At 49.2% G+C, this 26,939-nt stretch carries 30 protein-coding genes and 2 pseudogenes; 18 read left to right on the top strand and 14 right to left on the bottom strand.

Annotated elements, in window-relative coordinates; all coding sequences use genetic code 11:
* Positions 1–11: 11 nt before the first annotated feature.
* The 3 genes from yrfG (at position 12) to Q9O24_12305 (ending at position 2,333) form a co-directional block, all read left to right on the top strand.
* Positions 12–689 (top strand): GMP/IMP nucleotidase, encoded by a 678-nt coding sequence (gene yrfG / locus Q9O24_12295; protein ID MDQ7075897.1) that lies wholly within the window; start codon positions 12–14, stop codon positions 687–689.
* On the top strand, positions 689–1,693 hold the full coding sequence (locus Q9O24_12300) for a Fic family protein (protein MDQ7075898.1): 1,005 nt from the start codon (positions 689–691) through the stop codon (positions 1,691–1,693). Before yrfG ends, Q9O24_12300 begins: the two co-directional genes overlap by 1 nt.
* Before the next feature lie 187 nt (positions 1,694–1,880).
* A complete protein-coding gene (locus tag Q9O24_12305; protein ID MDQ7075899.1) occupies positions 1,881–2,333 on the top strand; it encodes a hypothetical protein in 453 nt (150 codons plus the stop codon).
* A gap of 20 nt (positions 2,334–2,353) precedes the next feature.
* On the opposite strand, the gene Q9O24_12310 is transcribed toward Q9O24_12305, so the two are convergent.
* Together Q9O24_12310 and uvrA are read right to left on the bottom strand one after the other, a co-directional pair.
* Positions 2,354–2,698, bottom strand: coding sequence for a cupin domain-containing protein (locus Q9O24_12310; protein ID MDQ7075900.1), 345 nt, complete (start codon positions 2,696–2,698; stop codon positions 2,354–2,356).
* A 34-nt stretch (positions 2,699–2,732) separates the two neighbouring features.
* Positions 2,733–5,553, bottom strand: a pseudogene (gene uvrA, locus Q9O24_12315) (excinuclease ABC subunit UvrA).
* A gap of 110 nt (positions 5,554–5,663) precedes the next feature.
* Here uvrA and Q9O24_12320 point away from each other — a divergent pair.
* Positions 5,664–7,043 carry an MFS transporter gene (locus Q9O24_12320; GenBank protein MDQ7075901.1) on the top strand — a complete coding sequence of 460 codons (1,380 nt, stop codon included), beginning with the start codon at positions 5,664–5,666 and terminating at the stop codon, positions 7,041–7,043.
* A 151-nt stretch (positions 7,044–7,194) separates the two neighbouring features.
* On the opposite strand, the gene yjgA is transcribed toward Q9O24_12320, so the two are convergent.
* Genes yjgA through purM form a run of 4 tightly spaced genes read right to left on the bottom strand, consistent with a single transcriptional unit; the run spans position 7,195 to position 10,181 of the window.
* Entirely contained in the window at positions 7,195–7,719 is a 525-nt protein-coding gene (gene yjgA, locus Q9O24_12325; protein ID MDQ7075902.1) for a ribosome biogenesis factor YjgA, read from the bottom strand.
* Positions 7,719–8,468 carry a DUF3108 domain-containing protein gene (locus Q9O24_12330; protein MDQ7075903.1) on the bottom strand — a complete coding sequence of 250 codons (750 nt, stop codon included), beginning with the start codon at positions 8,466–8,468 and terminating at the stop codon, positions 7,719–7,721. The genes yjgA and Q9O24_12330 overlap by 1 nt, the downstream gene beginning before the upstream one ends.
* Positions 8,434–9,132 carry a phosphoribosylglycinamide formyltransferase gene (purN, locus tag Q9O24_12335; GenBank protein ID MDQ7075904.1) on the bottom strand — a complete coding sequence of 233 codons (699 nt, stop codon included), beginning with the start codon at positions 9,130–9,132 and terminating at the stop codon, positions 8,434–8,436. Before purN ends, Q9O24_12330 begins: the two co-directional genes overlap by 35 nt.
* Positions 9,129–10,181, bottom strand: a complete 1,053-nt coding sequence (gene purM / locus Q9O24_12340) for a phosphoribosylformylglycinamidine cyclo-ligase (GenBank protein ID MDQ7075905.1) — start codon at positions 10,179–10,181, stop codon at positions 9,129–9,131. The genes purN and purM overlap by 4 nt, the downstream gene beginning before the upstream one ends.
* Positions 10,182–10,299: 118 nt before the next feature.
* Between purM and Q9O24_12345 the strand changes: the two genes are divergently transcribed.
* The 5 genes from Q9O24_12345 (at position 10,300) to Q9O24_12365 (ending at position 14,844) form a co-directional block, all read left to right on the top strand.
* The gene (locus tag Q9O24_12345) at positions 10,300–11,400 is read left to right on the top strand and encodes a DUF2066 domain-containing protein (GenBank protein ID MDQ7075906.1); all 1,101 of its coding nucleotides are present in this window, start codon (positions 10,300–10,302) and stop codon (positions 11,398–11,400) included.
* Between the two features lie 98 nt (positions 11,401–11,498).
* Complete coding sequence (locus tag Q9O24_12350) at positions 11,499–12,602, top strand: AI-2E family transporter (protein ID MDQ7075907.1); 1,104 nt, start codon at positions 11,499–11,501, stop codon at positions 12,600–12,602.
* Positions 12,599–13,120 carry a hypothetical protein gene (locus tag Q9O24_12355; protein ID MDQ7075908.1) on the top strand — a complete coding sequence of 174 codons (522 nt, stop codon included), beginning with the start codon at positions 12,599–12,601 and terminating at the stop codon, positions 13,118–13,120. Before Q9O24_12350 ends, Q9O24_12355 begins: the two co-directional genes overlap by 4 nt.
* Positions 13,117–13,905, top strand: a complete 789-nt coding sequence (locus Q9O24_12360) for a hypothetical protein (protein MDQ7075909.1) — start codon at positions 13,117–13,119, stop codon at positions 13,903–13,905. Before Q9O24_12355 ends, Q9O24_12360 begins: the two co-directional genes overlap by 4 nt.
* Positions 13,906–13,950: 45 nt before the next feature.
* A complete protein-coding gene (locus Q9O24_12365; protein ID MDQ7075910.1) occupies positions 13,951–14,844 on the top strand; it encodes a GIY-YIG nuclease family protein in 894 nt (297 codons plus the stop codon).
* A gap of 68 nt (positions 14,845–14,912) precedes the next feature.
* Here Q9O24_12365 and wrbA read toward each other — a convergent pair whose 3' ends face one another.
* Both wrbA and arsC read right to left on the bottom strand, forming a co-directional pair.
* Positions 14,913–15,506 carry an NAD(P)H:quinone oxidoreductase gene (wrbA, locus tag Q9O24_12370; GenBank protein MDQ7075911.1) on the bottom strand — a complete coding sequence of 198 codons (594 nt, stop codon included), beginning with the start codon at positions 15,504–15,506 and terminating at the stop codon, positions 14,913–14,915.
* Positions 15,506–15,865, bottom strand: coding sequence for an arsenate reductase (glutaredoxin) (gene arsC / locus Q9O24_12375; GenBank protein MDQ7075912.1), 360 nt, complete (start codon positions 15,863–15,865; stop codon positions 15,506–15,508). The genes wrbA and arsC overlap by 1 nt, the downstream gene beginning before the upstream one ends.
* 127 nt (positions 15,866–15,992) lie before the next feature.
* Between arsC and Q9O24_12380 the strand changes: the two genes are divergently transcribed.
* The 9 genes from Q9O24_12380 (at position 15,993) to Q9O24_12420 (ending at position 23,496) form a co-directional block, all read left to right on the top strand.
* Entirely contained in the window at positions 15,993–16,250 is a 258-nt protein-coding gene (locus tag Q9O24_12380) for a hypothetical protein (GenBank protein ID MDQ7075913.1), read from the top strand.
* A 141-nt stretch (positions 16,251–16,391) separates the two neighbouring features.
* A complete protein-coding gene (locus Q9O24_12385; protein MDQ7075914.1) occupies positions 16,392–16,898 on the top strand; it encodes a TlpA disulfide reductase family protein in 507 nt (168 codons plus the stop codon).
* Between the two features lie 31 nt (positions 16,899–16,929).
* The gene (locus tag Q9O24_12390) at positions 16,930–18,705 is read left to right on the top strand and encodes a GspE/PulE family protein (GenBank protein ID MDQ7075915.1); all 1,776 of its coding nucleotides are present in this window, start codon (positions 16,930–16,932) and stop codon (positions 18,703–18,705) included.
* A 129-nt stretch (positions 18,706–18,834) separates the two neighbouring features.
* Positions 18,835–19,224: a hypothetical protein gene (locus Q9O24_12395; GenBank protein MDQ7075916.1), complete on the top strand. Its 390-nt coding sequence runs from the start codon at positions 18,835–18,837 to the stop codon at positions 19,222–19,224.
* Positions 19,225–19,922: 698 nt separating this feature from the next.
* Entirely contained in the window at positions 19,923–20,558 is a 636-nt protein-coding gene (locus tag Q9O24_12400) for a response regulator transcription factor (protein ID MDQ7075917.1), read from the top strand.
* Positions 20,559–20,993: 435 nt separating this feature from the next.
* Positions 20,994–21,728: a c-type cytochrome gene (locus Q9O24_12405; GenBank protein MDQ7075918.1), complete on the top strand. Its 735-nt coding sequence runs from the start codon at positions 20,994–20,996 to the stop codon at positions 21,726–21,728.
* A gap of 202 nt (positions 21,729–21,930) precedes the next feature.
* On the top strand, positions 21,931–22,131 hold the full coding sequence (locus tag Q9O24_12410; protein MDQ7075919.1) for a hypothetical protein: 201 nt from the start codon (positions 21,931–21,933) through the stop codon (positions 22,129–22,131).
* A 176-nt stretch (positions 22,132–22,307) separates the two neighbouring features.
* Positions 22,308–23,027, top strand: coding sequence for a c-type cytochrome (locus tag Q9O24_12415; protein ID MDQ7075920.1), 720 nt, complete (start codon positions 22,308–22,310; stop codon positions 23,025–23,027).
* Positions 23,028–23,049: 22 nt separating this feature from the next.
* The gene (locus Q9O24_12420) at positions 23,050–23,496 is read left to right on the top strand and encodes a DUF2914 domain-containing protein (protein MDQ7075921.1); all 447 of its coding nucleotides are present in this window, start codon (positions 23,050–23,052) and stop codon (positions 23,494–23,496) included.
* 7 nt (positions 23,497–23,503) lie between these two features.
* On the opposite strand, the gene folA is transcribed toward Q9O24_12420, so the two are convergent.
* The 6 genes and pseudogenes from folA to Q9O24_12450 all read right to left on the bottom strand — a co-directional run bounded on the left by folA (position 23,504) and on the right by Q9O24_12450 (position 26,939).
* The gene (gene folA, locus Q9O24_12425; protein ID MDQ7075922.1) at positions 23,504–23,992 is read right to left on the bottom strand and encodes a type 3 dihydrofolate reductase; all 489 of its coding nucleotides are present in this window, start codon (positions 23,990–23,992) and stop codon (positions 23,504–23,506) included.
* Positions 23,993–23,994: 2 nt separating this feature from the next.
* Entirely contained in the window at positions 23,995–24,207 is a 213-nt protein-coding gene (locus Q9O24_12430; protein MDQ7075923.1) for a hypothetical protein, read from the bottom strand.
* A gap of 74 nt (positions 24,208–24,281) precedes the next feature.
* Positions 24,282–24,497 (bottom strand): BrnT family toxin, encoded by a 216-nt coding sequence (locus tag Q9O24_12435; protein ID MDQ7075924.1) that lies wholly within the window; start codon positions 24,495–24,497, stop codon positions 24,282–24,284.
* Positions 24,494–25,288: a thymidylate synthase gene (locus Q9O24_12440; GenBank protein MDQ7075925.1), complete on the bottom strand. Its 795-nt coding sequence runs from the start codon at positions 25,286–25,288 to the stop codon at positions 24,494–24,496. The genes Q9O24_12435 and Q9O24_12440 overlap by 4 nt, the downstream gene beginning before the upstream one ends.
* Before the next feature lie 9 nt (positions 25,289–25,297).
* Positions 25,298–26,092: a prolipoprotein diacylglyceryl transferase gene (lgt, locus tag Q9O24_12445; GenBank protein ID MDQ7075926.1), complete on the bottom strand. Its 795-nt coding sequence runs from the start codon at positions 26,090–26,092 to the stop codon at positions 25,298–25,300.
* A gap of 12 nt (positions 26,093–26,104) precedes the next feature.
* Positions 26,105–26,939, bottom strand: a pseudogene (locus Q9O24_12450) (DUF2797 domain-containing protein).

Consider the following 26,939-nt stretch of genomic DNA (forward strand, 5'->3'; position numbering starts at 1 on the left):
ATGAGAGAACGATGATTCCTTGGCATGAGATTGATACGGTTTTTTTAGATCTGGATGGCACATTGCTGGATCTGCATTTTGATAACCATTTTTGGTTGGAACATGTGCCGCAGCGGTACGCAGAAAAAAACGGTATGTCGCTGGCTTGGGCAAAAGAGGAGTTGATGCGGCGTTATTTGGCCATTGAGGGCAGTTTGCAGTGGTATTGCCTCGATCATTGGGGTGCTGAGCTGAATCTGGACATTGTGCAGCTCAAGCGCGAGATGCACCATTTGATTGCCATTCGTCCGGCGGTGGTGCCGTTTTTGGATGCTTTGCGCGCCGCCGGAAAACGGGTGGTGTTGGCCACCAACGCCCATCGGGGTACGTTGGTGTTGAAGATGGAAGTGACCAAATTAGAGGGGCATTTTGATGTTATGCACAGCGCCCATGATGACGGCACACCGAAAGAGCAGCCGGAATTTTGGCAGCAGATGCAGTTAAAAGAACCCTTTGATCCCGCCCGCTCGTTATTAATTGACGATAATGAGAATGTGTTAAGAGCCGCTCGTGAGTATGGCTTGGCGCATCTGTTGGGGATCAAGAAACCGGACAGCAGAGGCGCTGATAAGCAGTTGCTTGATTTTGTTATGCTGGAGAGTTTTGCTGATCTGCTGCCGGTTTTACCTGCAATAAAAGAGTGGGCTTAATGGGCTACCAACCGCCTTATTGCATTACTCCTGCCATTATTACGTTGATTGCAGAGATTAGCGAAAAGTTGGGGGCATTGGCGGTGCTACAAACCGGTGAAGATAAGTTACGTCTACGCCGAATTAACCGCATCCGAACCATTCAAGGCTCTCTTGCTATTGAAGGTAATACCTTAACCGAAGCACAAATCACCGCAGTTTTAGCAGGCAAGCCCGTTATTGCCCCACCGAAAGAGGTGCAAGAAGTGCGTAATGCACTGCAAGCCTATGAAAAACTCGATCACTGGCAAGCCGATCAACAAAATGATGTGCTGAATGCTCATCAGTTGTTAATGCAAGGTTTGATCGACGATGCAGGCCACTATCGCCAATCCGGTGTTGGAGTGATGCAGGGAGACGTAGTGATTCACATGGCACCTCCGGCCAATCGGGTTGCGGGTTTAATGCAGGATTTATTGCATTGGCTTAGGCACAGCAAAGAACACTCTTTGATTCGTAGTTGTGTGTTTCATTATGAATTTGAATTTATTCATCCCTTTGCCGATGGCAATGGTCGTATGGGGCGTTTATGGCAAACGCTGATATTAAGCCAATGGAAGCCGATCTTTGCCCATTTGCCTGTTGAAAGCCTCGTTTACGCGCATCAAGCGGAGTATTATCTTGCTTTGCAAGAGAGTACCGAACAGACCAATTCTGCTCCATTTATAGCGTTTATGTTGCAGCGAATTTTAGAAGCCTGTGTATCTGCTAGCGATCAAGTAACCGATCAAGTAAGCGATCAAGTAAACACGCTGTTAAAGGTGCTGTATAAGCATTCAGTCCTGACCGCAGATGAGTTGCTAAAACAGTTGGGTTTAAAGCATCGACCAACGTTTCGTAAAAATTACTTAACTCCCGCATTACAAAATAATTTGATAACGATGACACAGCCTGATCGGCCTAAAAGTCCAACACAAAAATATCGTTTAACGGGCAAGGGACTTTCTTGGGCAAGTAAGCGATAGCCGCTTGCGAGTGGGGTTTAGCGTATCTGTTGGGGATCAAACGACCGGACAGCAGAGGCGCTGATAAGCAGTTGCTTGATTTTTTGATGGTGGATAATCTTGCGAATTTGTTGTTGGTAGGGTAGCATTATTTTTTTTAAAAAAAGGGGCTGAAATCGTGTTTAAGGTTATATGGAGTTTTGGTTTTATGTTGCTGTCATTTACATCTTACGCAGATTTAAGTGAAGCTTATAATTTGTCTAAGGGTGAGGCATTAGCTGGCTGTATCGAAAGAAAAATTCCGATTATTGACAGAATTAGAGTTTCCGATATACGGTCATATACTAAATATGACAAGCATTATATATCCTTGAGTTCAAATAGTATTTATGTGGATTATGATTCCAGTAAAAGTATGATTACTATGCTTTATGTGAAAAATTATGATGTAAGTGAAAGGACAAAAATAGAAGATGCAAAAAAATCTTTGCAGAATATAAAGTCCTTATTATTTGTTCCAGCATTATCATTGTGTTCCAGTGTTATTGGGATAAAAAATTCAGTAAAATTTTCAATGGGTTTTATGGACCCAGCATTTAAAGATAGATTACAAAAAGTAATTGTTCATATGGATGAAAGTGGAGTTTTTTTACTGCCTTGATGGGGCGTGCTTTAAAATTTTCATAAATATTTTTTTGACTGGGCTACATAATGCAACGCCAACCAAACGGTCTGTTCTTCAGCATCCGTCCTGCACACTCGGTGCTTCCGGTGTGCTGGGATGTGTAACCAGTCACCGACGTTCAATGCCGCATTTTGAGTCGGCTCAATAAACTGCAATTCTGCGCTGCCTTGCAGCAGTAACACCCATTCATCTTGATCTTGATCGTACCACTCATCTTCTGCTGTGCTCTGACCCTGAGAAACAATGCGCTCCAGTTTGAAATTCGCTGTTTCCAGTAGAGTAGTGAACAGCTCTTCTGGTAGTTGAGCTGGAATATTGGCAAACAGGTTTTCCCTTTTCATCTCAGATCGTTCTTTAGGTTAAAAGGATGACGTTCTACTCCAACAACCGCTTCAAATACCGACCCGTATGCGAAGCTGGATTTTCGCTCACCTCTTCCGGTGTGCCGCGTGGCGATAATCTGACCGCCACCGCTGCCACCTTCTGGGCCTAAATCAATCACCCAATCGGCGGTTTTGATCACATCCAAATTGTGCTCAATCACCACAATGGTATTGCCGTGATCCCGCAGCCGATGCAGCACTTTTAGCAGTTGGGCGATGTCATGAAAATGCAGCCCTGTGGTGGGTTCATCCAAAATATAGAGGGTTTTTCCCGTATCCCGTTTGGATAACTCCCGCGACAGCTTGACCCGCTGTGCTTCACCGCCAGAGAGGGTGGTGGCGTTTTGCCCCAAGGTGATGTACGACAACCCCACATCCATCAAGGTCTGTAATTTGCGTTTAATCACCGGAATGGCGTGGAAAAAGTCCAACGCTTGCTCCACGTTCATCTCCAACACCTGATGAATGTTTTTGCCTTTGTAACGGGCATCCAAGGTTTCACGGTTGTAACGCTTGCCCTTACAGACATCGCAAGGCACATAAATATCGGGTAAAAAGTGCATCGCCACCTTGATCAGACCGTCGCCCTGACAGGCCTCGCAGCGTCCGCCTTTGACATTAAAGCTGAAGCGTCCGGGTTTGTAGCCCCGTGAACGCGCCTCTTCGGTACCGGCAAACAGCTCCCTAATGGGAGTGAAAAGGCCAGTGTAGGTGGCAGGGTTTGAGCGCGGCGTGCGACCGATGGGGCTTTGATCAATATCGACGATTTTGTCGATCAGTTCCATGCCTAAAATGGCCTCCACTTCTGCAGGTGAGGTGCTGGCACCGTTCAGCTCTCGTGCCACGTAGCGGTACAGCGTGTCGTTGATCAGAGTCGATTTACCCGAACCAGAGACCCCAGTAACACAGGTCAGCAGGCCGCAGGGGATCTCAATGGAGACCTGTTGCAGGTTGTTGCCGCTGGCTTTTTTGATCTGTAGGTTCTCAGCACCCACTGCGGTGCGCTGTGCTGGCACGGCAATTTTTTCTGCCCCGCTCAAATAGCGTCCCGTCAGAGAATTGGGGTTGTTCTCTACTTCTGCCGGGGTGCCTTCGGCAACGATGTGGCCGCCGTGCAGACCGGCACCAGGGCCGATGTCCACCACGTAGTCGGCGTTGCGAATCGCCTCTTCATCGTGTTCCACCACAATCACCGTATTGCCCAGATCGCGCAGGTGGTGCAGGGTTTTGAGCAGCCGTTCGTTGTCGCGCTGATGCAGGCCGATGGAGGGTTCATCAAGAATGTACATCACTCCGACCAAGCCGGCTCCGATCTGGCTGGCAAGGCGGATGCGCTGGGCTTCACCACCGGAAAGGGTGTCGGCGCTGCGTTGCAAATTGAGGTAATTCAGCCCCACATTGACCAAAAAATTGAGGCGTAACTCAATCTCTTTGACGATCTTCTCGGCAATTTGTCCCTGTTTGCCTGGCAGGCTGAGTTGGGCAAAAAAGTCACGGCATTCGCCGATGGCCAGAGCACTGATTTCGGGCAGGTTGTGCTCCAAAATAGTGACGTGGCGCGCAGCTTCGTTGAGGCGCGTGCCGTGACAGTCGGGGCAGCGTTGGTGAGAGAGGTATTTGCTCAGCTCTTCGCGCACGGCGTTGGATTCGGTTTCGCGGTAACGGCGCTCCATATTGGGCAAAATGCCTTCAAAACTGTGTTGGCGCACGCTTTTTTCACCACGATCATTGACGTAATGAAATTCGATTTTTTCGCCGTTATTGCCGTTCAGAATGAGCTTTTGTTGCGCTTCGCTCAGCTCTTCAAAGGCGGTGTCAATTTTGAAACAGTAGCGTTTGGCCAAGGATTGAATCAGTTGAAAATAGTAGGTGTTGCGTCGATCCCAGCCGCGAATGGCTCCGCCTGCCAGACTCAAATGTGGGTTGTTGACCACTCGATCAGGATCAAAAAATTGTTTGGCACCCAGACCGTTGCAGGTGGGGCAAGCGCCAACGGGGTTATTAAACGAGAACAAGCGCGGCTCCAGCTCATTTAGAGAGTAACCGCACTCGGGGCAGGCAAAGTTGGCGCTGAAGGTCAGGGCGACTCGCTCGGGTTCGTCCATCCAGATAATTTTGGCAATGCCGTCAGTCAATTGCAGCGTGGTCTCTAGGGATTCAGCCAGTCTCAGTGCCAGATCGTTACGGACTTTAAAGCGATCCACCACCAGTTCAATGCTGTGTTTGCGGCGCAGATCCAGTTTGGGCGCGTGCTCCAGTTCGACGATTTCACCGTCGATGCGCGCGCGCAAAAACCCTTGAGCACGAAAACCTTCCAGCAGCTGCAGATGTTCGCCTTTGCGTCCTTGTACCACGGGGGCGAGCAGCATCAGCTTGTCGCCTTCGGGCAAATTTAAAATCTGATCCACCATCTGGCTGATGGTTTGCGATTGCAGCGGCGTGTGGTGTTTGGGGCAGCGTGGTGTTCCGGCTCGGGCGAAAAGCAGCCGCAGGTAGTCGTAAATTTCGGTGATGGTACCAACGGTGGAGCGCGGGTTGTGGGAGGTGGTTTTCTGTTCGATGGAGATGGCCGGTGATAGGCCTTCGATGTGATCCAGATCGGGTTTTTCCATCACCGATAAAAATTGCCGTGCGTAGGTGGAAAGGGATTCCACATAACGGCGCTGCCCTTCGGCAAACAGGGTGTCAAAGGCGAGGGAGGATTTACCCGATCCCGATAAGCCAGTAATGACAATGAGTTGATCTCGGGGAAGATCAAGGTCTATGTTTTTTAGGTTATGCGTGCGCGCACCACGAATTCGAATCATGTCCATAGAATGTAGGGGAAGCCTTAAAGAGTGTGAGGTTGTCTGCGCTGCGACTACCCAGCCGAGGCGGTAAACTGCTAATATACGCCGTTCGCATATGAGTAGGCAAAGGGGAAATGAAGAAAAACACCGTTGAAGAAGAAGGGTTGTTACCGGCTGAAAAGCGGGCGGCGGCTTCTTTATCGTTGATTTATGGCCTGCGGATGCTGGGTCTGTTTATGATCTTTCCGGTCTTTGCCCTCTATGCGATGGATTTCGAGGGAGCCACGCCTCTACTGGTGGGTTTGGCAATGGGCATTTATGGCCTGACACAGGCGATTTTTCAGATTCCTTTTGGCTTGCTTTCGGATCGCATCGGGCGTAAGCCGGTGATTGCGATGGGTTTGCTGATTTTTGCCTTGGGGAGCGTCTTGGCGGCGCTCTCTAATGATATTTTTTGGGTCATTATGGGGCGAGCGTTGCAGGGTTCGGGAGCCATCGCAGCGGCGATTATGGCCTTGGCTGCGGATCTGAGTCGTGAAGAGCAGCGCACCAAAATGATGGCCTTTATTGGTGCCAGCATCGGCCTCTCCTTTTCGGTAGCGCTGGTTTTGGGGCCATTATTGGTGCGTTGGACGAGCATTTCGGGTCTGTTTTGGTTGACGGCGGTGTTGGCCATCGGCGGCATTGCGGTGCTTTATCTCTGGGTACCCACCCCCCATCGCAGTCAGCATCATCGAGATACGCAGCCGATTCCGGCGGAGTTGAAATCGGTGTTGAAAAACAAGGCGTTGCTGCGTCTGGATGCAGGTATTTTTATTCTGCACATGATCTTGACCGCCTGTTTTATCGCCGTGCCATTGGCGCTGGCGGATACCGGTCTGCCCGCCGCCGATCATTGGCAGGTTTACTTGCCCATGTTGCTGATTTCATTAGGGGTGATGGTGCCTTTTGTGATCATTGCGGAGAAAAGGCGGCAGATGAAGTTTGTCTTCTTACTCGCTATTTCAGTGATTGCCACTTCTTTGTTGTTGTTGGGATGGATGCACGAATCGGTTTGGCAGATTGGGATTTTATTGACCCTGTTTTTCTCCGCTTTCAATGTGCTGGAGGCGATGCTGCCTTCCTTGATCTCCAAGCTGGCTCCGCCTGCGCGTAAGGGCAGCGCGATGGGGGTGTATACCACCTCGCAGTTTTTGGGTGCTTTTGTTGGTGGGGTGTCGGGCGGTGCGTTGTACGGAGCGTGGGGCGCGCAAGGGGTGTTTTGGGTGGCGGCGCTGATGGCTGTTTTGTGGTGGTCGATTGCGCAGCGAATGGAAAAACCAAAACACCTAAGTGGTTATTTGCTCAAACTCAAAGAGATCAGCGAAGAGCGCGCCGATGCCTGTGCGGCGCGTTTGAGTCAAGTGAAAGGCGTGGCCGAAGCGGTGGTGGTGGTGGAAGACCAGATCGCCTATTTGAAGGTGGATAAAACGCAGTTGGATGAAACGGCTTTGAAAGCGGTGTGTGCGGGGTGATGGGGGCGGCGCTTACGGATCGCATCAGCTCAAAAATTCATTTTGAGCTGGAAGAAGATACTCCCTTACCTTATTTTTTTGATGTTACCCACTACGCCAGTATCAATGACGACAAACTAAAAGCGCACATTGATCAGTTTGGAAAAGTTTTTTATTGCGCTTCATCTATTTCACGCAAATAACGAAACAGCGAGCGGCTGCTTTTCGGTGTTTTATCGAGTTCGATCTCTTTACAGGCGTTGCGCACCAGTTGGCGTAGCTTCTGACGATCCGCCTGCGGGTGTCGCTCTAAGTAATCTTGTTGTGCTTGATTATCCCCACTGAGCAGTTTGTCGCGCCACGTTTCCAACTGTTTAAAGCGTTGATTCTCTTGCAGACCTCGGTTTTTGATCTTCTCCAGCTCAGATAAAATCGGTTCCACATCACAATTTCTCAGCAATTTAGCAATGAACTGAAACTGGCGTTTGATACCACCGTAAGAGTTGATTTTTCGCGCCACGCCCACCGCGTGTTCCAGCGAATCGCTCATGGGGATTTTTTTTAGATCGTTGTCGTTGAGAGCGACGATTTCCTTACCCGCTTTGAGCAAAAATTGCGCGTCTCGTTTCAGCTGGCTGCGGCTCGGCTCCAGCTCCTCTACAAAGGGTTTGTTTAACTGGGGGTCGATGGTGCGCATTAGGGTGCTCTCTTGTCGGTGGTGGATAAAAAGGTGACGGCGGTCAGTTCCATGCGTGCCACCAGCTTGTTGTTTTTATGTTGTTCGATGCGAATGGGCAGGTTGTGCAGTTTGGGAGCCAGCCAGATCATGCCTATTTCCTTTCCAGGATCGCGTGTTTGGCGTACTTTGATGCTGTCATACGAACCGTGTGGGGTTTGGATGGTTTCGTGGCCTTGATTGATGAAGGTTAACAGACGTGGGGTGCCTTTTTCGTTCACCTGTAGGCTGAAGCGTTGCCACGGTTGAGGGCGTTGCATCAGATGCAACAAGGCAGAGGCGTGATCCAAGGTGCCTTCGGTTAGTGTCGAAGTGTGTTGTGTGCCTTTGCTGCTGACGGTCAAGGTGTGGTGTTGCCAATCGAAGTGGCTCTCAGCCTGTTGGCCTTTTTGGTCCGACTGGTAATGCAGGGAGCGCAGTTGACCGTTGTGCCACTCCAGCTCACTGCGTTCATTGATCGGTTTGATATTGAGCATGGCCGCCAAGCCCACGGCTTTGGTGTGGCTGCGATAGCGCCAGCGTTGCTCGGCTAAGGGAATCAGGCTCAGTTCGGTTTCGGCGGCGATGATCAGGTCGTTGCCCAATTCGTAGCGCGCTTTGAACGGCGTGGGGGGCGTGGGCTGTGCCAGCACCACAGGCATCCAGAGCGCGAGCAGTAGGGCAAGACCGTAGGTTTTAGGCTTGAGGTGTTTCATCTTGTAAAGTCTCATTGGCGATCATCCTTGGGTTGAAACGCAGCGCTTGGGGCAGAACTTGGCCATCCAGTCGCAGTTCAGGTTTGCAGCTCAAGCGCCCTTGGGCAAACCACATCACCACCAGTGGGTAGATTTGATGCTCTTGCACTAACACTCGTTGTGCCAAACTGTCCGCTGTGTCGTTGGCTTCCACGGGCACACTGGCCTGTAAGACCACCGGCCCGCCGTCCAGTTCGGCGGTGACAAAATGCACGCTGCTGCCGTGTTCAGATTCATCTGCATTCAGTGCCTGCTGGTGGGTGTGCAAGCCACGAAACTTGGGCAGCAGAGAGGGGTGTATGTTGAGCATCCGTCCGGCGTAGTGATTGACAAAACGCTCGCTGAGGATGCGCATAAAACCGGCTAAAATGACCAAGGCCGGTTGATGCACATCAATGCGCCGTTGCAGTTCGGCATCAAAATCTTCACGGCTGGAATAGGCTGTGTGATCCAACCATTCGTTATGAATGCCCGCTTGTTGCGCCCGTTGCAAACCGTACGCCTGTTGGCGGTTGCTGATCACCGCTTTGATCTCAATCGGCAGCGTTCCGGCGTGTTGCGCGTCGATGAAGACTTGCAAATTGGAGCCGCTGCCGGAGATTAAAATTACCACTGGCAGCGAGGTTGACGCTGATTTCATGAAGCGGCAACCATCTCAACGCTGGGTTTTTTGCGCTCACTGCTGGCGATTTCACCGATGTGCCAGACCTCTTCGCCAGCCTCTTTGAGCTGCGTCAACGTGCTCTCCAGTGCCTCTGCTGCCACCACCAGCACCATGCCGATGCCGCAGTTAAAGGTGCGTAACATCTCTTCGTCGCTGATGTTGCCTTTCTCTTGAAGCCATGCAAAGACCGGTTGTTGCGACCAGCTTTTGTCGTTTACTTTGGCAACGCAGTGATCGGGCAGCACCCGAGGCAGGTTCTCCAGCAGACCGCCGCCGGTGATGTGCGCCATTGCATGAGGGGGTTGACTGGCGCACAGCGCCAGCAGAGGTTTGGCGTAGATGCGGGTCGGTGCCAGCAGCGCGGAGGCCAGATCGGTGTCACCGCACGGCGTACTCAGATCATCGCCGCTGACGTGCAGCACTTTGCGAATCAGCGAATAACCGTTGGAGTGGGGGCCGGAGGAGGCCAAACCGATCAGTTGATCGCCAGCGTTGACTTTTTCTCCGGTGATGATTTTATCTTTGTTGACAATGGCCACACAGAAGCCTGCCAGATCGTAGTCGTCGTTGGCGTACATGCCGGGCATCTCGGCGGTTTCGCCGCCGATCAGTGCGGCTCCCGCCTGTTTACAACCTTCGGCAATGCCTTCGACGACGCTGGTGGCAACGTCGATATCGAGTTTGCCGGTGGCGTAATAATCTAGGAAAAAGAGAGGTTCTGCTCCTTGCACGATCACGTCGTTGGCGCACATGGCGACCAGGTCAATGCCGATGGTGTTGTGTTTTTTCAGCTCGATGGCAAGACGCAGCTTGGTGCCAACGCCGTCGGTGCCGGAGACCAAGACGGGCTGGGGATAACGATCCAGCGGGATCTCAAACAGACCGCCAAAGCCGCCAAAACCGCCCATCACTCCGGCACGTTGGGTGCTGGCTACAGCCGGTTTGATGCGTTCAACCAGACGATTACCGGCGTCAATATCGACACCCGCATCACGATAACTCAGGGATTTTGTGGGTTTGCTCATAAGATGGCGCTGTGCTGGGCACGGACTCCTAGGGTTGATTAAGGATCTGCAAGGATAAGACAAAGCTGGTATTGTACATCGTCCTGTTTTGTTACGGTAATGGCAGTTTGATTTTGTTATGAATAAGAGAAAATGGCGTTCGGTATTTGCGGTGATGATGATGTTGACGTTGGTGCCAACGGTGGCTCAGGCGACGTTGGTCACGGGGTTGTACAGTGCTGAGGTGACGGTGAAGGGGCAGGGCTCTGTTCAACGATCACAGGGTTTTCGGCAGGCTCTGAAAAAGGTGATTGGCAAAATCAGCGGTGATCAGCGGCTGGCGGCCAGTAAGGGTTTACGCGGCTTGATTAAAAAAGCGCCGCGTCTGGTACAGCAATACCATTATCGGCCTTTAAGTAATGTAGAAAAAGCGCTGAAAAAAAACGCCAGAAAGAGTCACGCTTTGGTGGTGCAGTTTGTGGCGGATCGTCTCAATCAAGAGTTAACCACATTGCAGATTCCGCTTTGGGATGCAGATCGGCCACAGACCTTGGTTTGGATTGCTTTGGAATACAACCGTGAACGACAAATTCTCAGTAATAACAGCAGGATGGGTAAGTTTGAGGTTTCTGATCTGTTACGCAAACGTGCGTTGGATCGAGGTCTGCCGGTGCTGTTGCCGTTGATGGACATGGAAGATCAGCAGGCTTTGAGTTACAGCGATCTGCGTGGCGGTTTTGCGGATCGCATTCAAGCGGCATCGCAGCGGTATCGTACTTATGCCATTCTTTCTGCTAGCGTCCGTCAGAATCGCAGCGGTTCATGGAGTGGTGAGTGGTTGTTGGATGTGGCGGGTGAGAGCAAAACGTGGCGTTCCGTGGGCAGTTTGGCCTCGGTGTTTGCACAGGGTTTTGACGGCTTAGCCGAGGAGCTGTCGGCACGGTTTGCCACCAGTCAAAATGTGGAGGTGCAAACGTTGAAGCTGGAAGTGCGTGGTGTTCAAGGTTTGCAAGATTATGTGCGTTTGAACCGTTATCTAAACGGTTTGGCGATGGTGGAGAGTGCCGACATCAGCCGCTTGACTCCCGATTTTAATCAGTATTTGTTGCGAGTGAAAGGCGATATCGGTGACTTGCAACGGAGCATCTCTTTGGGGCGTTTGTTGAGCCCGCATCAAGAGTCGGGATTGGTGGTTGAGGAAGCGTTGAAGATGGATCTTCGTTATCAGTTGTTGCCGTAGGGGCTTGAAAGAATGTAAAAAACTGGACCAACCTCAGCGTTTTCAGTTTAAAAAAAAGCTGCAATCCTTGCGTTCGAACCCAAAAAAGGTGTCCGCAAATGAGCGAACAACAAAACTACCGCCTGATCGCTGCCAGTGTGCTTCTGGCTCTGCTGTTTTATCTGTTATCCCCCATTTTATTGCCGTTTCTGGTTGCTGCTCTGTTGGCCTATCTGGGTGATCCGCTGGTGGATCGTTTGGAGCTGCGGCGGATTTCTCGCCAGTGGGCGGTGGTGATTGTGTTTGTGGTTCTGTTTCTGATTTTAACCCTGTTGGCACTGTTGCTGATTCCGCTCTTGGCTCAGCAAATCTCGGCTTTGATTACTAAACTTCCACTTTATCTTGATTATCTTCAGTTGCATTTTATTCCAAGTTTTAGTGCTGCTTTGGGTCTGGAGCCGCAGCAGTTTGATCTGTCGGCGCTGAAAAAGGTCGCGGTTGAAGAGTGGCAGAAAACCGGCGGTCTGTTTGCTAATTTGCTGCTCTATCTTTCTCATTCGGGGGTGCTGTTATTGGCGTGGTTGGCCAATCTGGTGCTGATTCCGGTGGTGACGTTTTATCTGTTGCGCGATTGGGATATTTTAATGGGACGGCTGGATGAGATGTTGCCTCGATCTCAAGCGCCGACGGTGCGTAAATTAGCACTGGAGTCGGATCGGGTGTTGGGTGCGTTTCTGCGTGGTCAGTTGTCGGTGATGGCGGCGTTGGCGCTGATTTATTCGCTGGGCTTGTGGTTGGCGGGCGTGGAGTTGGCGCTGTTGATCGGTACTTTCGCTGGGCTGGTCAGTTTTGTGCCTTATCTGGGTTTTATTTTGGGGCTGTTGCTGGCTTCGGTGGCGATGCTGTTTCAGCAGCCCGAGTTGGCGGCGCTGCTGCCGGTGTTGCTGGTGTTTGTCGTCGGTCAGGTGGTTGAAGGGGCTTTGTTAACCCCGTGGTTGGTGGGAGACCGCATCGGTTTGCATCCGGTGATGGTGATTTTTTCGGTATTGGCAGGTGGTCAACTGTTTGGTTTTGTGGGAATATTGTTAGCTCTGCCGGTGGCAGCTGTGATCGCGGTGTTGATGCGCCATGCTCATGAGCAGTATCGCCAGAGTGAGTTTTACGACTCGATTCAGGAGTCGAGTATGGAACCACTTGGAAAGCAACAAGGAGATAAAGAGTGAATAAATACCGTGTTTTAATGCTGTTGTTTGGGGCATGGATTGGCCTCTCGTTGAACGCCTGTGTCTGTGTTGACTGTGGTTATACGCCAGTGCCGGATGCAAAACCGATCTACCTTTCTTACACAGATTTAAGAGCCTCGGTGGCGGTGAAACCTGCTCAGCCATTGCTCAAACCCGCCAAAATTTACAGTTACCAAAACCATTTGTTTATTAATGAGCCCAATCAGGGCGTGCATGTTTTTGATAATATCGATAAAACAGCACCGCAAAACATCGGTTTTATTTCTATTCCAGGTAATGTGGACATTGCGATTAAAGGCGGTTTTCTCTACGCAGACAGTTATATTGATTTGGTGGTGATTGATATACGAGATCCAGCCAATATTTTGGAGGTGGGACGACAGAAGGCTATTTTCCCTTACGACGCGTATCAAAATGTGCCGCAGCAAGTGTACTTGGGCTGGGTGGATGAGAGTAAGGGTGTGGTAGTGGGGTTTAATTATGGGAGCGGTCAATGAACAGCGTAAAAATAGTAGCCGGTTTGTTGCTGATGTTGTTGATGGGGTGCGATGGCGGTACGGGGTCAGGAGGTGGTAGCAGCAGTGCGGCTTCTACTGGGCAGGCGGGTTCCATGAGCCGTTTTTCCCTGAACGGGAATAAGTTATACGCCATCACCCAAACGGCTAACTCGGGTTGGGCGAATACGGTGCAGCTGTTTGATATTACCGATCCAGCAGCGCCGACACCATGGAGTCAGTTGAAGACCAATTTTGGCATCGAAACTCTATTCAGTGTTGATAATCGGCTTTATATTGGAGCCATGAATGGAATGTATATTTATGACATCACCGACCCTGCTTTTCCACAGTTAAAGGGCAGTTACACTCACGCCACGGCCTGCGATCCGGTGGTGGTGCAGGGCATTTATGCCTTTGTGACCTTGCGTAGCACGGCGGGTGCGGGGCGCTGTTGGGGCAATCAAAATCAGTTGGATGTGGTGGACATTGCTGATGCTACGTTACCGACCTTGGCGCGCAGTTATCCGATGCAGTCACCCAAGGGTTTGGCCATTGCTGGCACGACTCTGTTTGTTTGTGATGATGTGGCCGGTCTGAAAGTATTGGATGTGACAGATCCGTTGAACATCAGCACCATCGAGGTGCGCGCTGAGATCAATTGTTATGATTTGATTGCGGATAACGGTACTTTAATTGTGAGCAGTAAAGCAGGGGTTTATCAGTACGATTATACGGTTTCGCCGATTGTTTTATTGAGTGAGATTCCGCTGGCAAGCGTGCCGTAACAATGGAGTATCGCCAAATTATTTTGGTTTGAATGGATTAAAACTATGAGTGCAACCACGCTGGAGTTGTTTTTTATTGATGGCCAGCCGGAAGGCATGTTGACGGCGGAAGTATTTGGCTGGACAGGACATATTTTGGTAACACCAAGAACCCGATTGCCAGCGGCTTTGAAACGAAAAGAGAGTGGTTACACGGGCGTTTATATCTTGCTTGGGGAGCAGGGCGAGCAGCCATTGGCTTACATTGGCGAGGGTGAAAACATTGCCAACCGCATCAAGAGTCACGATGCGCAAAAAGATTGGTGGACAAAAGCCGTTCTGATTACGTCTGCGGCAAATAATTTACATAAAGCCCATGTCCAATATCTGGAGTCGAGTTTGGTAAAACAGGCGACTAAGGCGGCAAATATGGCATTAGAAAATGGTACAACGCCTTCTTTGCCCGGTCTTTCTGAAGCAGCACAAGCGAATATGGAGGCGTTTATTAAGCAGTTGTTAATGGTGTTGCCTGCGCTGCGAGTGGACCTGTTTCGAAATAATGTCAAAGCAAATTTGCCGCAGGAAAACGCGGTACTGCAACCTGAAAAAGAGATTCCAATTTTTGAACTAACTTTGAAAAAAGAAGGTATAACAGCCACAGCCATTTTGAATGGCAGTGACTTTATTGTGCAAAAAGGTTCATTGGCGAAAGGGACGTATACGGGGGGGCGTAGTGTGAAAGCGCATTATTGGAAACAGTACGACAAGCTGGTTGAGCAAGGTATTTTGAGGGATCAGGGAAAGCATAAGGTCTTTACTCAGGATTACGCTTTTTCGAGTACCAGTGCGGCGGGTGCGGTGTGCAATGGTCGCTCTACAGCCGGGCCTACTGCATGGAAAGTGCAGGGCACAGGGCAAACTTATAAAGAGTGGGAAGCTGCTCTTCTGGCTGAAACCTAAAGATCCAGTATTGAATATTCAGTGATGGAAATAGGGCGGAAAATTTTCCGTCCCTACGTTTATCTAAATCATTTTTGCAGCTTGGCCGCGATCTCGGCTACCCGTTTTCCCAATGCTTTACAGAGCACTTTTTCATCTTCGCTTAGGGGTAATTCTCCCTGGCCTCCGGCGGTGTGGGTTGCTCCATAGGGAGAGCCGCCGCTGGTGGTTTCCATCAAACGCGGTTCGCTGTAGGGGATGCCGACAATCAACATGCCGTGGTGCAGCAGTGGCAACATCATAGAGAGCAGGGTGGACTCTTGGCCGCCGTGAGAACCGGCGGTGGAGGTGAACAGGGCGGCGGGTTTGCCCACCAGTTCACCGCCAAACCAGGCACTGCTGCTGTCATCCCAAAACTGTTTCATTGGCGCGGCCATATTGCCAAAATGGGTGGGGCTGCCGAGAACCAAACCGGCACAGTCGTGCAGATCTTGTTCGTTGGCGTAGGGTGCGCCTTGATCGGGAATCGTATCAGCGACCGCATCGCAGACCCGAGAGACATCCGCCACCGTGCGGAGTTTTGCTTCCATGCCGTTGACGCTTTCCACGCCGCGCGCGATGTATTTGGCCATTTCGGCGGTGCAACCTTCACGGCTGTAGTAGAGCACCAAAATCTCTGCCATCAGAGAATCTCCAGAATCAGAGTGGGTGGGCGACCGATGGCGGCTTTGCCCTCTTTGATCACAATGGGACGTTCGATCAGGCGTGGAAATTTGACCATCGCAGCGATGAGTTGAGCTTTGCTGAGTGAGCTGTTATCCAGTTGGTTATCGAGGTACTCGGATTCGTGTTTGCGCATCAATTGACGTGGTTCCAAACCGAGCTGCTCTAAAATCTGTTGTAGTTCTTCGGTGCTGGGGGGTGTTTTTAGGTACTCGATTACCTTAGGTTCGATGCCCTTTTCTTGTAATAACTCTAGGGTCTGGCGGCATTTTGAACAGCTGGGATTGTAATAAAGAGTGGTTTGAGTGGTTTTTGTCATCAATTTTCTCGCTTGAGTGGGGGTTTGCTTGACCTTCTCTAGTGCTGGATGATAGTTTCAAGCGAACATTTGCAGATGAGTAAGGGAAGAGAGAATACTTGATCGTATGAATTTGGGAAAGCGCGCAGTGTGGTTTCTGTTGCTCGGAGTACTTTCGGCGTGCGCCGGAGTTCCGATTCAGGAGATGAGTGACGCACGCCAAGCGATTTATTCGGCGCGCATGGCTTTGGAGCAAGAGCCAGAGAGTGCTGCGATTCAAGATGCAGAGGCGTTATTGAAAAAAGCCGAGCAGCGTCTGCGAGCCGGTGAATATAGTCTGGCTCGGCAGATGGCCGCTGAGGCAAAAATGATGGCCATTCGTGCTCGTCAGATTCAAATGCCTTGATTCGGTTTAGTGGTTTCTGGCTCCGTTTATTAAGCGCCGTAGGGCGCTTTTTCTATGTCCGATTGAACTTCAAAATGGAACGGCTTTCTGAGACTGGGGTTTTAGTTGAGCCTGTTATGTCATTAATGATGGAGAAAAAATATGAAGATTAATCGTTTATTGGTGGCGCTGGTGCTGCTGTTGGGAGTGGGAACTGCATCGGCAGTGGATTGGGAATTGACCAAGATGGACGGTAAAACAGCCAATTTAACCGATTATCACGGCCAGTGGGTGATCGTTAATTTTTGGGCCACGTGGTGTCCGCCTTGCCGAGAAGAGATTCCTGAGCTGATTCACTTTCATGATGAACAGAAAGGCAAAGCAGTGGTGCTCGGCATCGACTTTGAAGAGTTGGAAGCGGGGGTGCTGGAAGAGTTTGTCGATGAATACATGATGAGTTACCCCATTTTTACCTTGAAGCCGAGCAACATGACCCCCTTGGGTTCGGTGCCCGGTTTACCCACCACCTACATGATTGCGCCGACGGGCGAAGTGGTAGCACGACAAGTGGGCATGGTCTCAGAAGAGATGCTGATTTCGTTTATGCAAAGCTGGGAAGAAGAAAACAAGGTGACGACAGAGTCAAAAGTCGAAACTCAAAAACCGTAATCGTTGGTCAAGTGGTGAGGAGCGTGCTGGCATGGTGGCTTTAGCAAAACAAGGCAAACTCACGTTGCAGTGGGCTTTGGATGAGTTGTTGAGCGACGGTCTGCTCAGTGAGGATAACGTCGGCCTGCTGGCGGTTTTGGGGCAGACGGACAATCAAAAGCAGCAGGTGTTAATCACCATTGCCGAGCGTAATTTGCCCAATCACAAGGAGTCAAAAAAAACCCTCTTTTTGGAGTTTTTAATCGAGTGGTTGGCGCTTAAAGTGGCGCTGCCGTATTACCGCATTGATCCATTGAAGATTGATGTGGCGGCGGTGACGGCGGTGGTTTCGTATGCGTATGCGAAGCGCTTTAATGTCTTGCCGGTGGAAGTGACGTCCAGTGAGGTGACCTTTGCCACTGCTGAGCCGTTTGTAAACGAGTGGCAGCATGAGATGGAGCACATTTTACGCAAGCAGATTGTGCTGGTGGTGGCCAACCCTCGGGACATCGAACGTTATCTGCTGGAATTTTTTACCCTCTCGCGCTCCATTTCTGGGGCGGCCAAAGATCGCAGTCACATCAGCTCCAATGGCGGGGTGCAAAATTTAGAGCAGTTGATGGATCTGGGGCAGAAATCGGCTCTGGATGCCAACGATCAACATGTGGTTAACATTGTTGATTGGTTGTTGCAGTACGCCTTTGAACAGCGCGCCAGTGATATTCATCTGGAGCCGCGCCGTGAGCAGGCCAATGTGCGCTTTCGTATTGATGGCATGTTGCATCAGGTCTATGAAATTCCCTCGGCGGTGATGGCAGCGGTCACCAGCCGCATTAAAATTTTGGGGCGTATGGATGTGGCGGAAAAACGCCGTCCACAAGACGGTCGGCTTAAAACTCGTACCCCAGAAGGCAAAGAGATTGAGCTGCGCCTCTCTACCATGCCATCGGCTTTTGGGGAAAAGTTGGTGATGCGAATTTTTGATCCCGATGTGCTGTTAAAAAACAGCACGGAACTGGGCTTTAACAAGCAAGAGAGTGATATTTGGCAAAAGTTGATCCACCAACCCAATGGCATTGTGTTGGTCACTGGCCCCACTGGCTCGGGGAAAACCACCACGCTTTATTCCAGTTTGCGTCAATTGGCCACTCAAGAGGTGAATCTTTGCACCATTGAAGACCCCATTGAGTTGGTGGAGCCGAGTTTTAACCAGATGCAGGTGCAGCACAACATTGAGCTGGATTTTGCCGCTGGGGTGCGCACCCTGCTGCGCCAAGATCCCGATATTATTATGATCGGTGAAATTCGAGATCTGGAGACCGCCGAGATGGCCACGCAAGCGGCTTTGACGGGGCATCTGGTGCTGTCCACCTTGCACACCAACGATGCACCAGCGGCGATCACACGTTTGTTGGAGTTGGGTGTGCCGCCTTATTTGATTAACTCGACTTTGCTGGGGGTGGTGGCGCAGCGTTTGGTGCGCGTGCTCTGCTCGCACTGCAAAACCACCCGCCCGCTGGAGGAGAAAGAGTGGCAGCGTCTGGTGGCTCCGTGGAAGCTGAAAGCACCGAAAGAGGTGTATGAGCCAGTGGGCTGTTTGGAGTGCCGCAATACGGGCTATTTGGGCCGTTCTGGGATTTATGAGCTGTTCAAACTGAGTGCCGAGCTAAAACAGTTGGTGCGTGCCGATGTGGACATTACGGAACTGCGTCGTCAGGCGTTGCGGCAGGGAATGCACCCGATGCGTTTGGCGGGAGCGCATAAAGTGGCTCAGGGTTTGACGACGATTGAAGAGATTTTGCGGGTGACGCCTCCGGCTTTGGGCTGATTTTATGAGAAAGTGTATTCTTGGTGATTAAAGTCTATATTGAATGTGTATATATGCTTATAAGATTTTTGTCAGAAAGGTTCGAGTAGATTAGCACCCTCTTATTAACGGTATTTAAGGATAAATATTTTGTTTAAAATCATGTTGTTACCATTTTTTTGTGTGATATTGGGGGCAGGTGTCGTGCATGCTGAAGCAAGTGGGCGTGCTGAAACGCGTTCTTTGAGTACAATGCCCTATTATGATGGCAGTATGGATCAAGTGGTCAGTCAAAAGTGGGTTGCTATTGATGGGCATGATGTTTTCGAGGTGGAGTTGATGGCGACTCTACAGAAGAATGATTCGATGTTCAGTCAGATTCAACCTGTTGCTGATGACCATATAGATGATGCGGTGGATAACAGTTTGAGAGTTTTTTATAGAGATGAAGCTTTAGAACAGACTTTGGTTATTGCTTTGGAGAGTTATGATAAAAAGGTTGAAGTGACCAAATATCATTTTCCCAGTGTGGCGCAGTAGTTGGGGTTATCTGTAGGATGTTAGTAACTACTCAGCCCACGTTAGACAACGTAACAAATTGATAATAAACAATATTTTTTAAAAATGGTGAAAAATGTTGTTTGTTGGTCAAAAACACACCAATACAGGTGTGTTTTTTTATTAAAAATCAATAAGTTATATGGCTGAGTAGTTACTTTAGATGTTTTATTACTTCCATCTGCTGTTTTACAAGCAGGTGTTTGGGAGGGAGTCAGTACAGAGAGTGCTCAGATTTTGGCTTTAAAGCCTAATATGGTGAATGGGCTTAAATTATATGACTGATGTTACGCACTGAACAAGAACCGGTGTCCCGACCCTAAAGGTTATTCAGGTGAGGTAAGACCATCCACCACAAAACTCAAACAACACGACCTGATTTTCCCTCTTCAATGGAAGAGAGGTTCTGGGTTAGGGGAGGTTTATTTTTCGCACGTCATTCCCGCCTTCGCGGGAATGACGTGGGCTGAGATTCTCTTGGTTTCTCACTCACTGCGTAACATCAGTTATATGAAAAAAATTGTGGTGTGAGTCGCATGAAGTGCAAGGAGCAGAGGATAAACGGATAGGGAGATAAAACAGTGGACTGGAACTGCCCGTTGTCAGGAATAAAAGGATGGATTATTTTTGATATTTGATGAGCTTGCTTCTCATCACAGGAATTGAAAAGGAAAACAGTTATGAAAATTGGTGTAACAGATGACCATGAAATGTTCAGCGACTCATTGAGCCTCACCTTTCACTGCCTTTTAGAAGGCAGTGAAGTATCCAGCTTTTACGACCCTGAGGTGTTCCTCAACTCCATTGATCAAGGCAGCCGTTTCGATCTGCTGCTCATTGATATGAACATGCCCAAAATGGACGGCCTAAGCCTGTTGCAAGCCTTGCAGGCACGTCATATTGAAACCCCCGTCGTCATTCTCTCGGCGACGGATAACATCGAGATCATTCGTAAGGTCTGGGATCAAGGCGCAGCGGCTTTTATCTCCAAAACCGGCGGTTGCAGAACGTTGGTCGAAATCCTAAAACGGATTTTAGAAGGCGAACGCTATTTATCAGAGCCGATCAAACAACTGAAAAAATGCTCAGGTACAGAAGAGGATCAAAAAATCCTCCAGCACTTAGGCATCACCAAAAAACAGTTGTCAGTACTAAAACTGATTGTGAAAGGCCACACCAATCAGCAAGTGGCCTCGGTAATGAACGTCAGTGAACACACGATTAAATCCCATGTCAGCGCCATTTATCGTACTGTTGGGGTACCTAATCGCAGCAGCTGCATTGCTCATGTTAGAACGATGGGGTTGGGCTTTTAAAGCCAAAACCCGATCCCTTTATCCCGTTCGGGGTACTCACACTCCTTTCAGACCTCCATATTAGGGCAGAAAATATTCTGCCCCTACATCCTAAACCTAAAAAAAACCTCCAATAAAGCCATAAAAATTCCAGAATTCATCCTAATATGCCATTTTTCCAGCTTAACTGCACAAAAAAGTTCAAAAATTCATACTTTAGCATGAGGTTTTTTATTTTTAGTCGGCGTAGAATTTTGTGATCCATACCACTAAAAAAAGTGTGGTGGTCAAGTAAATCTGGTCAAAGATTAGGAGCTAATTCTAAAGTTGTTGCTACATCTTCCTGTAGGCTTCCCGCTTTTTCTCCGGACAAGAGATGCAACGTTAAGAAGGCTTTTGTTATGTTTTGCCACGGATTTTAGGTGTTATATTTTTCATGATAATAAGGTGTATCAAATGCGCGTGGTGACATTCAGAGAAATGGTTAGAGTATTTTTAGGTGTTTTATTACTTCAATCTGCTGTGTTACAAGCGGGTGTTTGGGAGGGAGTCAGTACAGAGAGTGCTCGGATTTTGGCTTTAAAGCCTAATCTGGAGAATGGGCTTAAATTGTATGAAAAAAATTGTGTTATGTGCCATGAGGTGGAGGGGTGGGGATCCATCTATGGTGGTGATTTTCCTCAGTTGGCGGGTCAGCATCAATCCGTATTAGTGAAGCAGCTGCTGGATATGAGGGATGGAAAAAGAGTCAATCTGCCTATGATGGAGGAGGTGTTTTCAAAGAAGGTGCTTCAGTCGCCACAAGACTTTGCAGATGTAGCGGCTTACGTTTCAGCCCTTCCCATGACAACCGAAAATGGTAAGGGTAAAGATGAGGATGTGATGCGTGGGGGAGAAATCTATAAAAAAACCTGTATGGCTTGTCATGGCAAACATGCGGAAGGGAATGCTAAGGCAGTGGTTCCTCTTTTGAAATCTCAGCATTATGGTTATATGCTCACACAATTTATGGCGATTAAAGCAGGACATCGGGGTAATTCAGATCCTGCTATGACGGCGGTGATTCAAAATTTGAGTGATGAAGATGCACGCGGGGTACTGGATTATATTTCTCGGATTAAGCCAGCTAAGAGTAAACGAGCAGCGGAGTGGAATTTCTCCAGTGTGATGGATCAGTTTAAAGCTCATTAAGCCATTCGGATGAGCAAAAAAAGCCCTATTTTATATAGGGCTTTTTTATGGGTGTTTCTTTTAAAAATCTTAAAATTTCGACTCTTTTGGGGTTTTAGATTATTTTATGGTCATTTTTTGAGCATTTGTTGCGGTATAATGTGCGCCTATTTATTAGTACTTGTTGATATTCTAACTTTCGCGTTTAATGGAGTAAAATAGGATGTTCAAAACCAAGGTGGGTTTCGTGGCGCTGTTGTTGTGGTTTTCTGGAGCGGTGTTGGCGGTTGAATATGAAGGAGCGGACAGAGTGGATGCGGATGTGATTAAAGGCTGCGAAGCTGAGGGCAGTGCAGAAGGTTGGCAGGGTAAGAATTTGAAAGCGTTTGTGGAAGGGTGTATTGATGACTTTGCCAGCAGTTAAGCCGTTCGTCGATGAATAAGCATTAAGAATGCCCCAAAAGGGGCATTTTTTTTGATTGTTTGCTTATTTGTGATTTTAGATTAGATATCTTTAGGAAAGATAAGTTAATCTGATCGTATATTTGAACAATAAGCCGTTAGGCCGTTTTTAGCTGATTCAACGGTAAGGGAGTTGTTATGCGTGGTGCAGGTGTTTTTGCAGTGTGGTTAGCGGGTTTTGTTTTGTTGAATGTTGGAGCAGTACACGCGGGTTGGGAGAACAGTTCGGCGGATGAGGTCACGTTGTTGGCGCTGAAGCCTGATGTCGATAATGGTTTTCGTTTGTATGAAAAGTACTGTTTTGAGTGTCATGAATTAGAGGGCTGGGGGTCTCCTGATGGGGAGTTTCCTGTGGTGGCCGGTCAGCATCGTTCGGTGATATTAAAACAACTGTTGGATATGCGCAATGGTAAGCGTAAAAAATCGGAGATGGAAGAGGTCTTAGATGAAAAAGCGTTGCAGTCTCCCCAAGCTTTGGCAGATATGGTCGCCTATGTGCAAACCTTACCGATGTCGCCGGATAACGGCTTAGGGCGAGGTTTAGATACTGAAAGGGGCGGTAAAATATATGAAAAACACTGTGCTGATTGCCATGGAAAGTACGCGGAAGGTAACTCGAAGAAGAGCTACCCTCTGCTGCGTTCCCAGCATTATCGTTATATGTTGAGGCAGTTTAAAGCGGTAAGATCAGGAGAGAGAGGTAATGGTCATCCAAAAATGGAAAAAATTGCTAAAGGGATGAGTGATGAGGATGTTTTTGCGGTGTTGGATTATGTTTCTCGCCTCAAGCCCCCGCAAGCACAGCGTTCGGCCAGCCACTATCTTTTAGAGACGCTGGGCAACATTAACAATCGTTAGTCAAGTTCACTGAGGCGTGGGTATGAGGGTGTTATTTTTTGGGTTTGCTCTGTTGTGGAGTGGTTTCTCTTGGGCAGACGGTTATACGGCTGAAGATGGTGATGATAACCTCAGTCGTTATGAAGGTTCATCTTCGGTTATGGAGAAAACTCGTCGCGTAGAGGCCTATTTTATCGCAGAGAGTGAAATCACCACTGGAAAAAAGAGCCATGAAATGGTCTTTCATCAGGATGTGAAAGAGATTGCCTTTGTGGCGGAGCTTTACAACTACAAGGGGCAGGACATTACCCTAGACTGGTATTTTATGGGCAAACACATCAAGGAAGAGGAGTTTCATGTGGATGCAAAGCGTTTCCAAGTACTCACCTATAAACAGATGCACCCCAGTTGGATTGGCGATTGGAAAGTGGAACTGACAGATATTCAGCAGAATGTTTTAGTGAGAAAGTACTTTTTTTATGAGCGTTGAGTTGTGATCAGCGCGTTCGTTCTAAGATCACGAAGGCGTAATTAAAGCGGTTTTTCTCATCGGCTTGATGTGCCTCTCGGCTGGTTTCACGCCACTGTTCTGCTTCGTATTCAGGAAACCAACTGTCGCCGTTCAGCTCGGCATCAATCTGGGTTAAATAGAGTTTCTGCGTCAGTGGCAGTATGTGTCGATAAAGCGTCGCACCGCCAATTAACATCGCCTCTTCACATTCGTGAACCAATTCTAAGGCCGCTTCAATGCTGTGAACAACGTCGCAGCCGTTGGCTTGGTAGTCTAAATTACGGCTGATAATAATATTGCGTCGTCCGGGCAGAGGACGGCCAATGGAGTCGAAGGTTTTACGCCCCATAATGATCGGTTTGCCCAAGGTGGTTTTTTTGAAAAACTGTAGATCGGCGGGCAGATGCCAAGGCAGTTGATTGTTATTGCCAATCAGACGGTTGCGATCCATGGCCGCGATAATGGAGAGTTTCATACTTATGAATTTGTAATTTTATTGGAAATTTCTATGTCTTTTTTAAGCAGTGCATTTACGATTTCAGTGAGAGAAAAGGCGGATCTTTGATTGCGTAATGTTTTGATAAAAAAGTCTTTCACCTCTGGTTCGAGGTAGATAGGAAGGTCTAGCTCTTCGATGGGTCGATAGAATTTTCCTTGTTCTGCGTTTGAAAAATCGTATTCGTCTTTCATTATGGCCTTCTCTTTTGGTATGCGATTTGTTCATTCTTTGTGGCTTTTCTTGCGCTGCTAATTCGAATAAACTCTCAGCTGTTTTGATCTCTTAGGGTATGAACCACCACCAGTATAACTTCATTCATGGCTTTGCCAAGCAGCAGCCAGCGATCCTCTGAGTCTGAATGAGGGCTGTCGTATTGATTTAGCGCATAGGGGTCAGAAAATACATAGGCTGCTTGTTCGAATGAGATGGCGTGTTTTTGAATGTTGGCCTGCTCTTTTTTGTGATCCCACTCAAATTTCATACCGCAATCGGAGCCTTGATGGAGGGGTGGGGATCATAATCACACAGCTCAAAGTCTGCAAATTTAAAATCAAACAGGGTGTTGATTTCAGGGTTGAGCTTCATGGTGGGCAGTGGACGCAGTGGGCGGTTCATCTGTAGCTCGGCCTGCTCCAGATGGTTGAGGTAGAGGTGAGCATCCCCCAAGGTATGCACAAACTCCCCTACTTCTAAGCCCGTAACCTGAGCTATCATCTGGGTCAGCAGCGCGTAAGAGGCGATGTTGAACGGCACACCTAAAAAGACATCGGCGCTGCGCTGGTAGAGCTGACAGGAGAGCCTGCCGTCAGCCACATAAAACTGAAACAGCGCATGACACGGCGGCAGAGCCATCTTCTCCACGTCGCTGGGATTCCACGCGGTGACCATCAAACGGCGTGAGTTTGGGTTGTTTTTTATCTGTTTGATCACTTGGCTTATTTGATCAATACAGCCGCCCTCAGGGGTCGGCCAGCTGCGCCATTGATGGCCATAAACAGGGCCTAGATCGCCGTTTTCATCGGCCCACTCATCCCAAATGCGTACACCGTTCTCTTTTAGGTAGGCGATGTTGGTGTCGCCTCTAAGAAACCAGAGCAGTTCGTGAATGATGGAGCGTAGGTGCAGTTTTTTGGTGGTCAGCAGGGGAAAACCGGCGGCCAGATCAAAACGCATCTGATAACCAAAGGTGGAGAGGGTGCCGGTGCCGGTGCGGTCGCCTTTTTGGGTGCCGTTGACGAACAGATGGGAGATGAGGTCGTGGTATTGCTGCATGTGACTGCCTTATGCGTTGCTGGTTTTAGGTTGTTTTTTATACGCCCAGAGCATTAAACCGAGGCCGATTAAAATCATCGGGAAACTGAGCAGTTGACCTTTGGTCAGCCAACCCCAGGCGATAAAGCCAAGGTGGGCATCGGGTTGGCGTACAAACTCGATGCCAAAACGATAAAGGCCGTAAAAGAGCATAAACAGCCCAGAAACCGCCATCGTGGGTCGTGGTTTTTTCGAGTAGATCCAGAGCACGCTGAAAAAGACGATGCCCTCTAAAAAAGCTTGATAGAGCTGTGAGGGGTGACGTGGCAGCGGCCCGCCAGTGGGGAAAACCATTGCCCACGGCACATCACTGACCCGTCCCCACAGCTCGCCGTTAATAAAGTTGGCGATGCGCCCCGCACCCAAACCAATGGGGACAGCGGGGGCGACAAAATCGGCCACCTGAAAAAAGCTCTGGCCGATTTTACGTCCGTAGAGCCACATGGCGATGATCACGCCGATCAGACCGCCATGAAAGGCCATGCCGCCTTGCCAGATGCGCAGCAGCATCAGCGGGTCGTTTAAAAAGGCATCAAAATTATAAAATAATACATAACCGATGCGCCCACCGAGCACCACCCCCAGTGCGCCGTAGAAGATAAAGTCGCCGACGCGCTCTTCATTCCAAACGGAATGGGTTTGGGCGCGGCGTTTCATAAGCCACCAGGCGGCCAGAAAACCAAGCAGATACATTAGGCCATACCAGTGAATTTGGAGTGGCCCGAGAGAGAGGGCGACAGGGTCGATATTGGGGAAGGTTAGCATAGTTTTTTCGATCTAAAGTAAGGTGGGGGATAGGCTCAAAGTGACATGATAACCGCTGAATTTTCGAATGTTGAGTACACCGGTATCAAAAATCAGATATTGGCCTTTGATGCCCATCAAGGTGCCTTCAACGGTGGGGGTTTTATCAAAGTTATGCGCTTTGATCTTTGGTGGGGTATTCCAGTACGGGGTAATTAATATCGACCACCTTGGCGTCGTCTAAGATCGTAATTGGGTCATGCAGTTCATCGCGTAACTGTTGCAGCTGGGGTGCGAGAATATTGAGCAGTTCGTCACGACGCTGGATCAGATTCACTTCGGGGCGTTCGTTTTTGAGCATTTTGCGCCAGTCGGTTTTATCCGCGATGTGCTCTTTAAATATGACCTCAACCAGGCCGGAGTGCAATCGCTGTGTGACGCGCATAATCGGCAGTGCTTGCGAGGCACCTTGGTCGATCCAGCGGGTGGGGATCTGGGTCTGACGGGTGATGCCAACTTTAAGGCCGGAACTGTTGGCCAAGTAGACGATGTGATCTTGCAGGCAGAAGGATTCGCCCCACTGCGGTTCGCGACAGCTGCCTTGGGCGTAGTGGCAGCGTTCCGGTTTGACGATGCACAGATCGCAACGTGCCAGACGTTTCATGCAGGGGTAGCAGTGGCCTTGGCTGTAGCTTTTTTTTGTTTTACGCCCACAGGCGGTGCAGTTGATCAGTCCCTCGTTGTGTTGCAGCTTGAGGCTCTGACCGATCAATGGTTTGAGGTCAATCGTCTGTTCACCAAGGGGCAGATGGTAATGGACTGGGGAGCTGAGTTTGCTCTGCATCTTTGCTAAATGACCACGCTTCAT

This window comes from Gammaproteobacteria bacterium (assembly GCA_030949385.1).
Taxonomy (GTDB): Bacteria; Pseudomonadota; Gammaproteobacteria; order JAUZRS01; family JAUZRS01; genus JAUZRS01.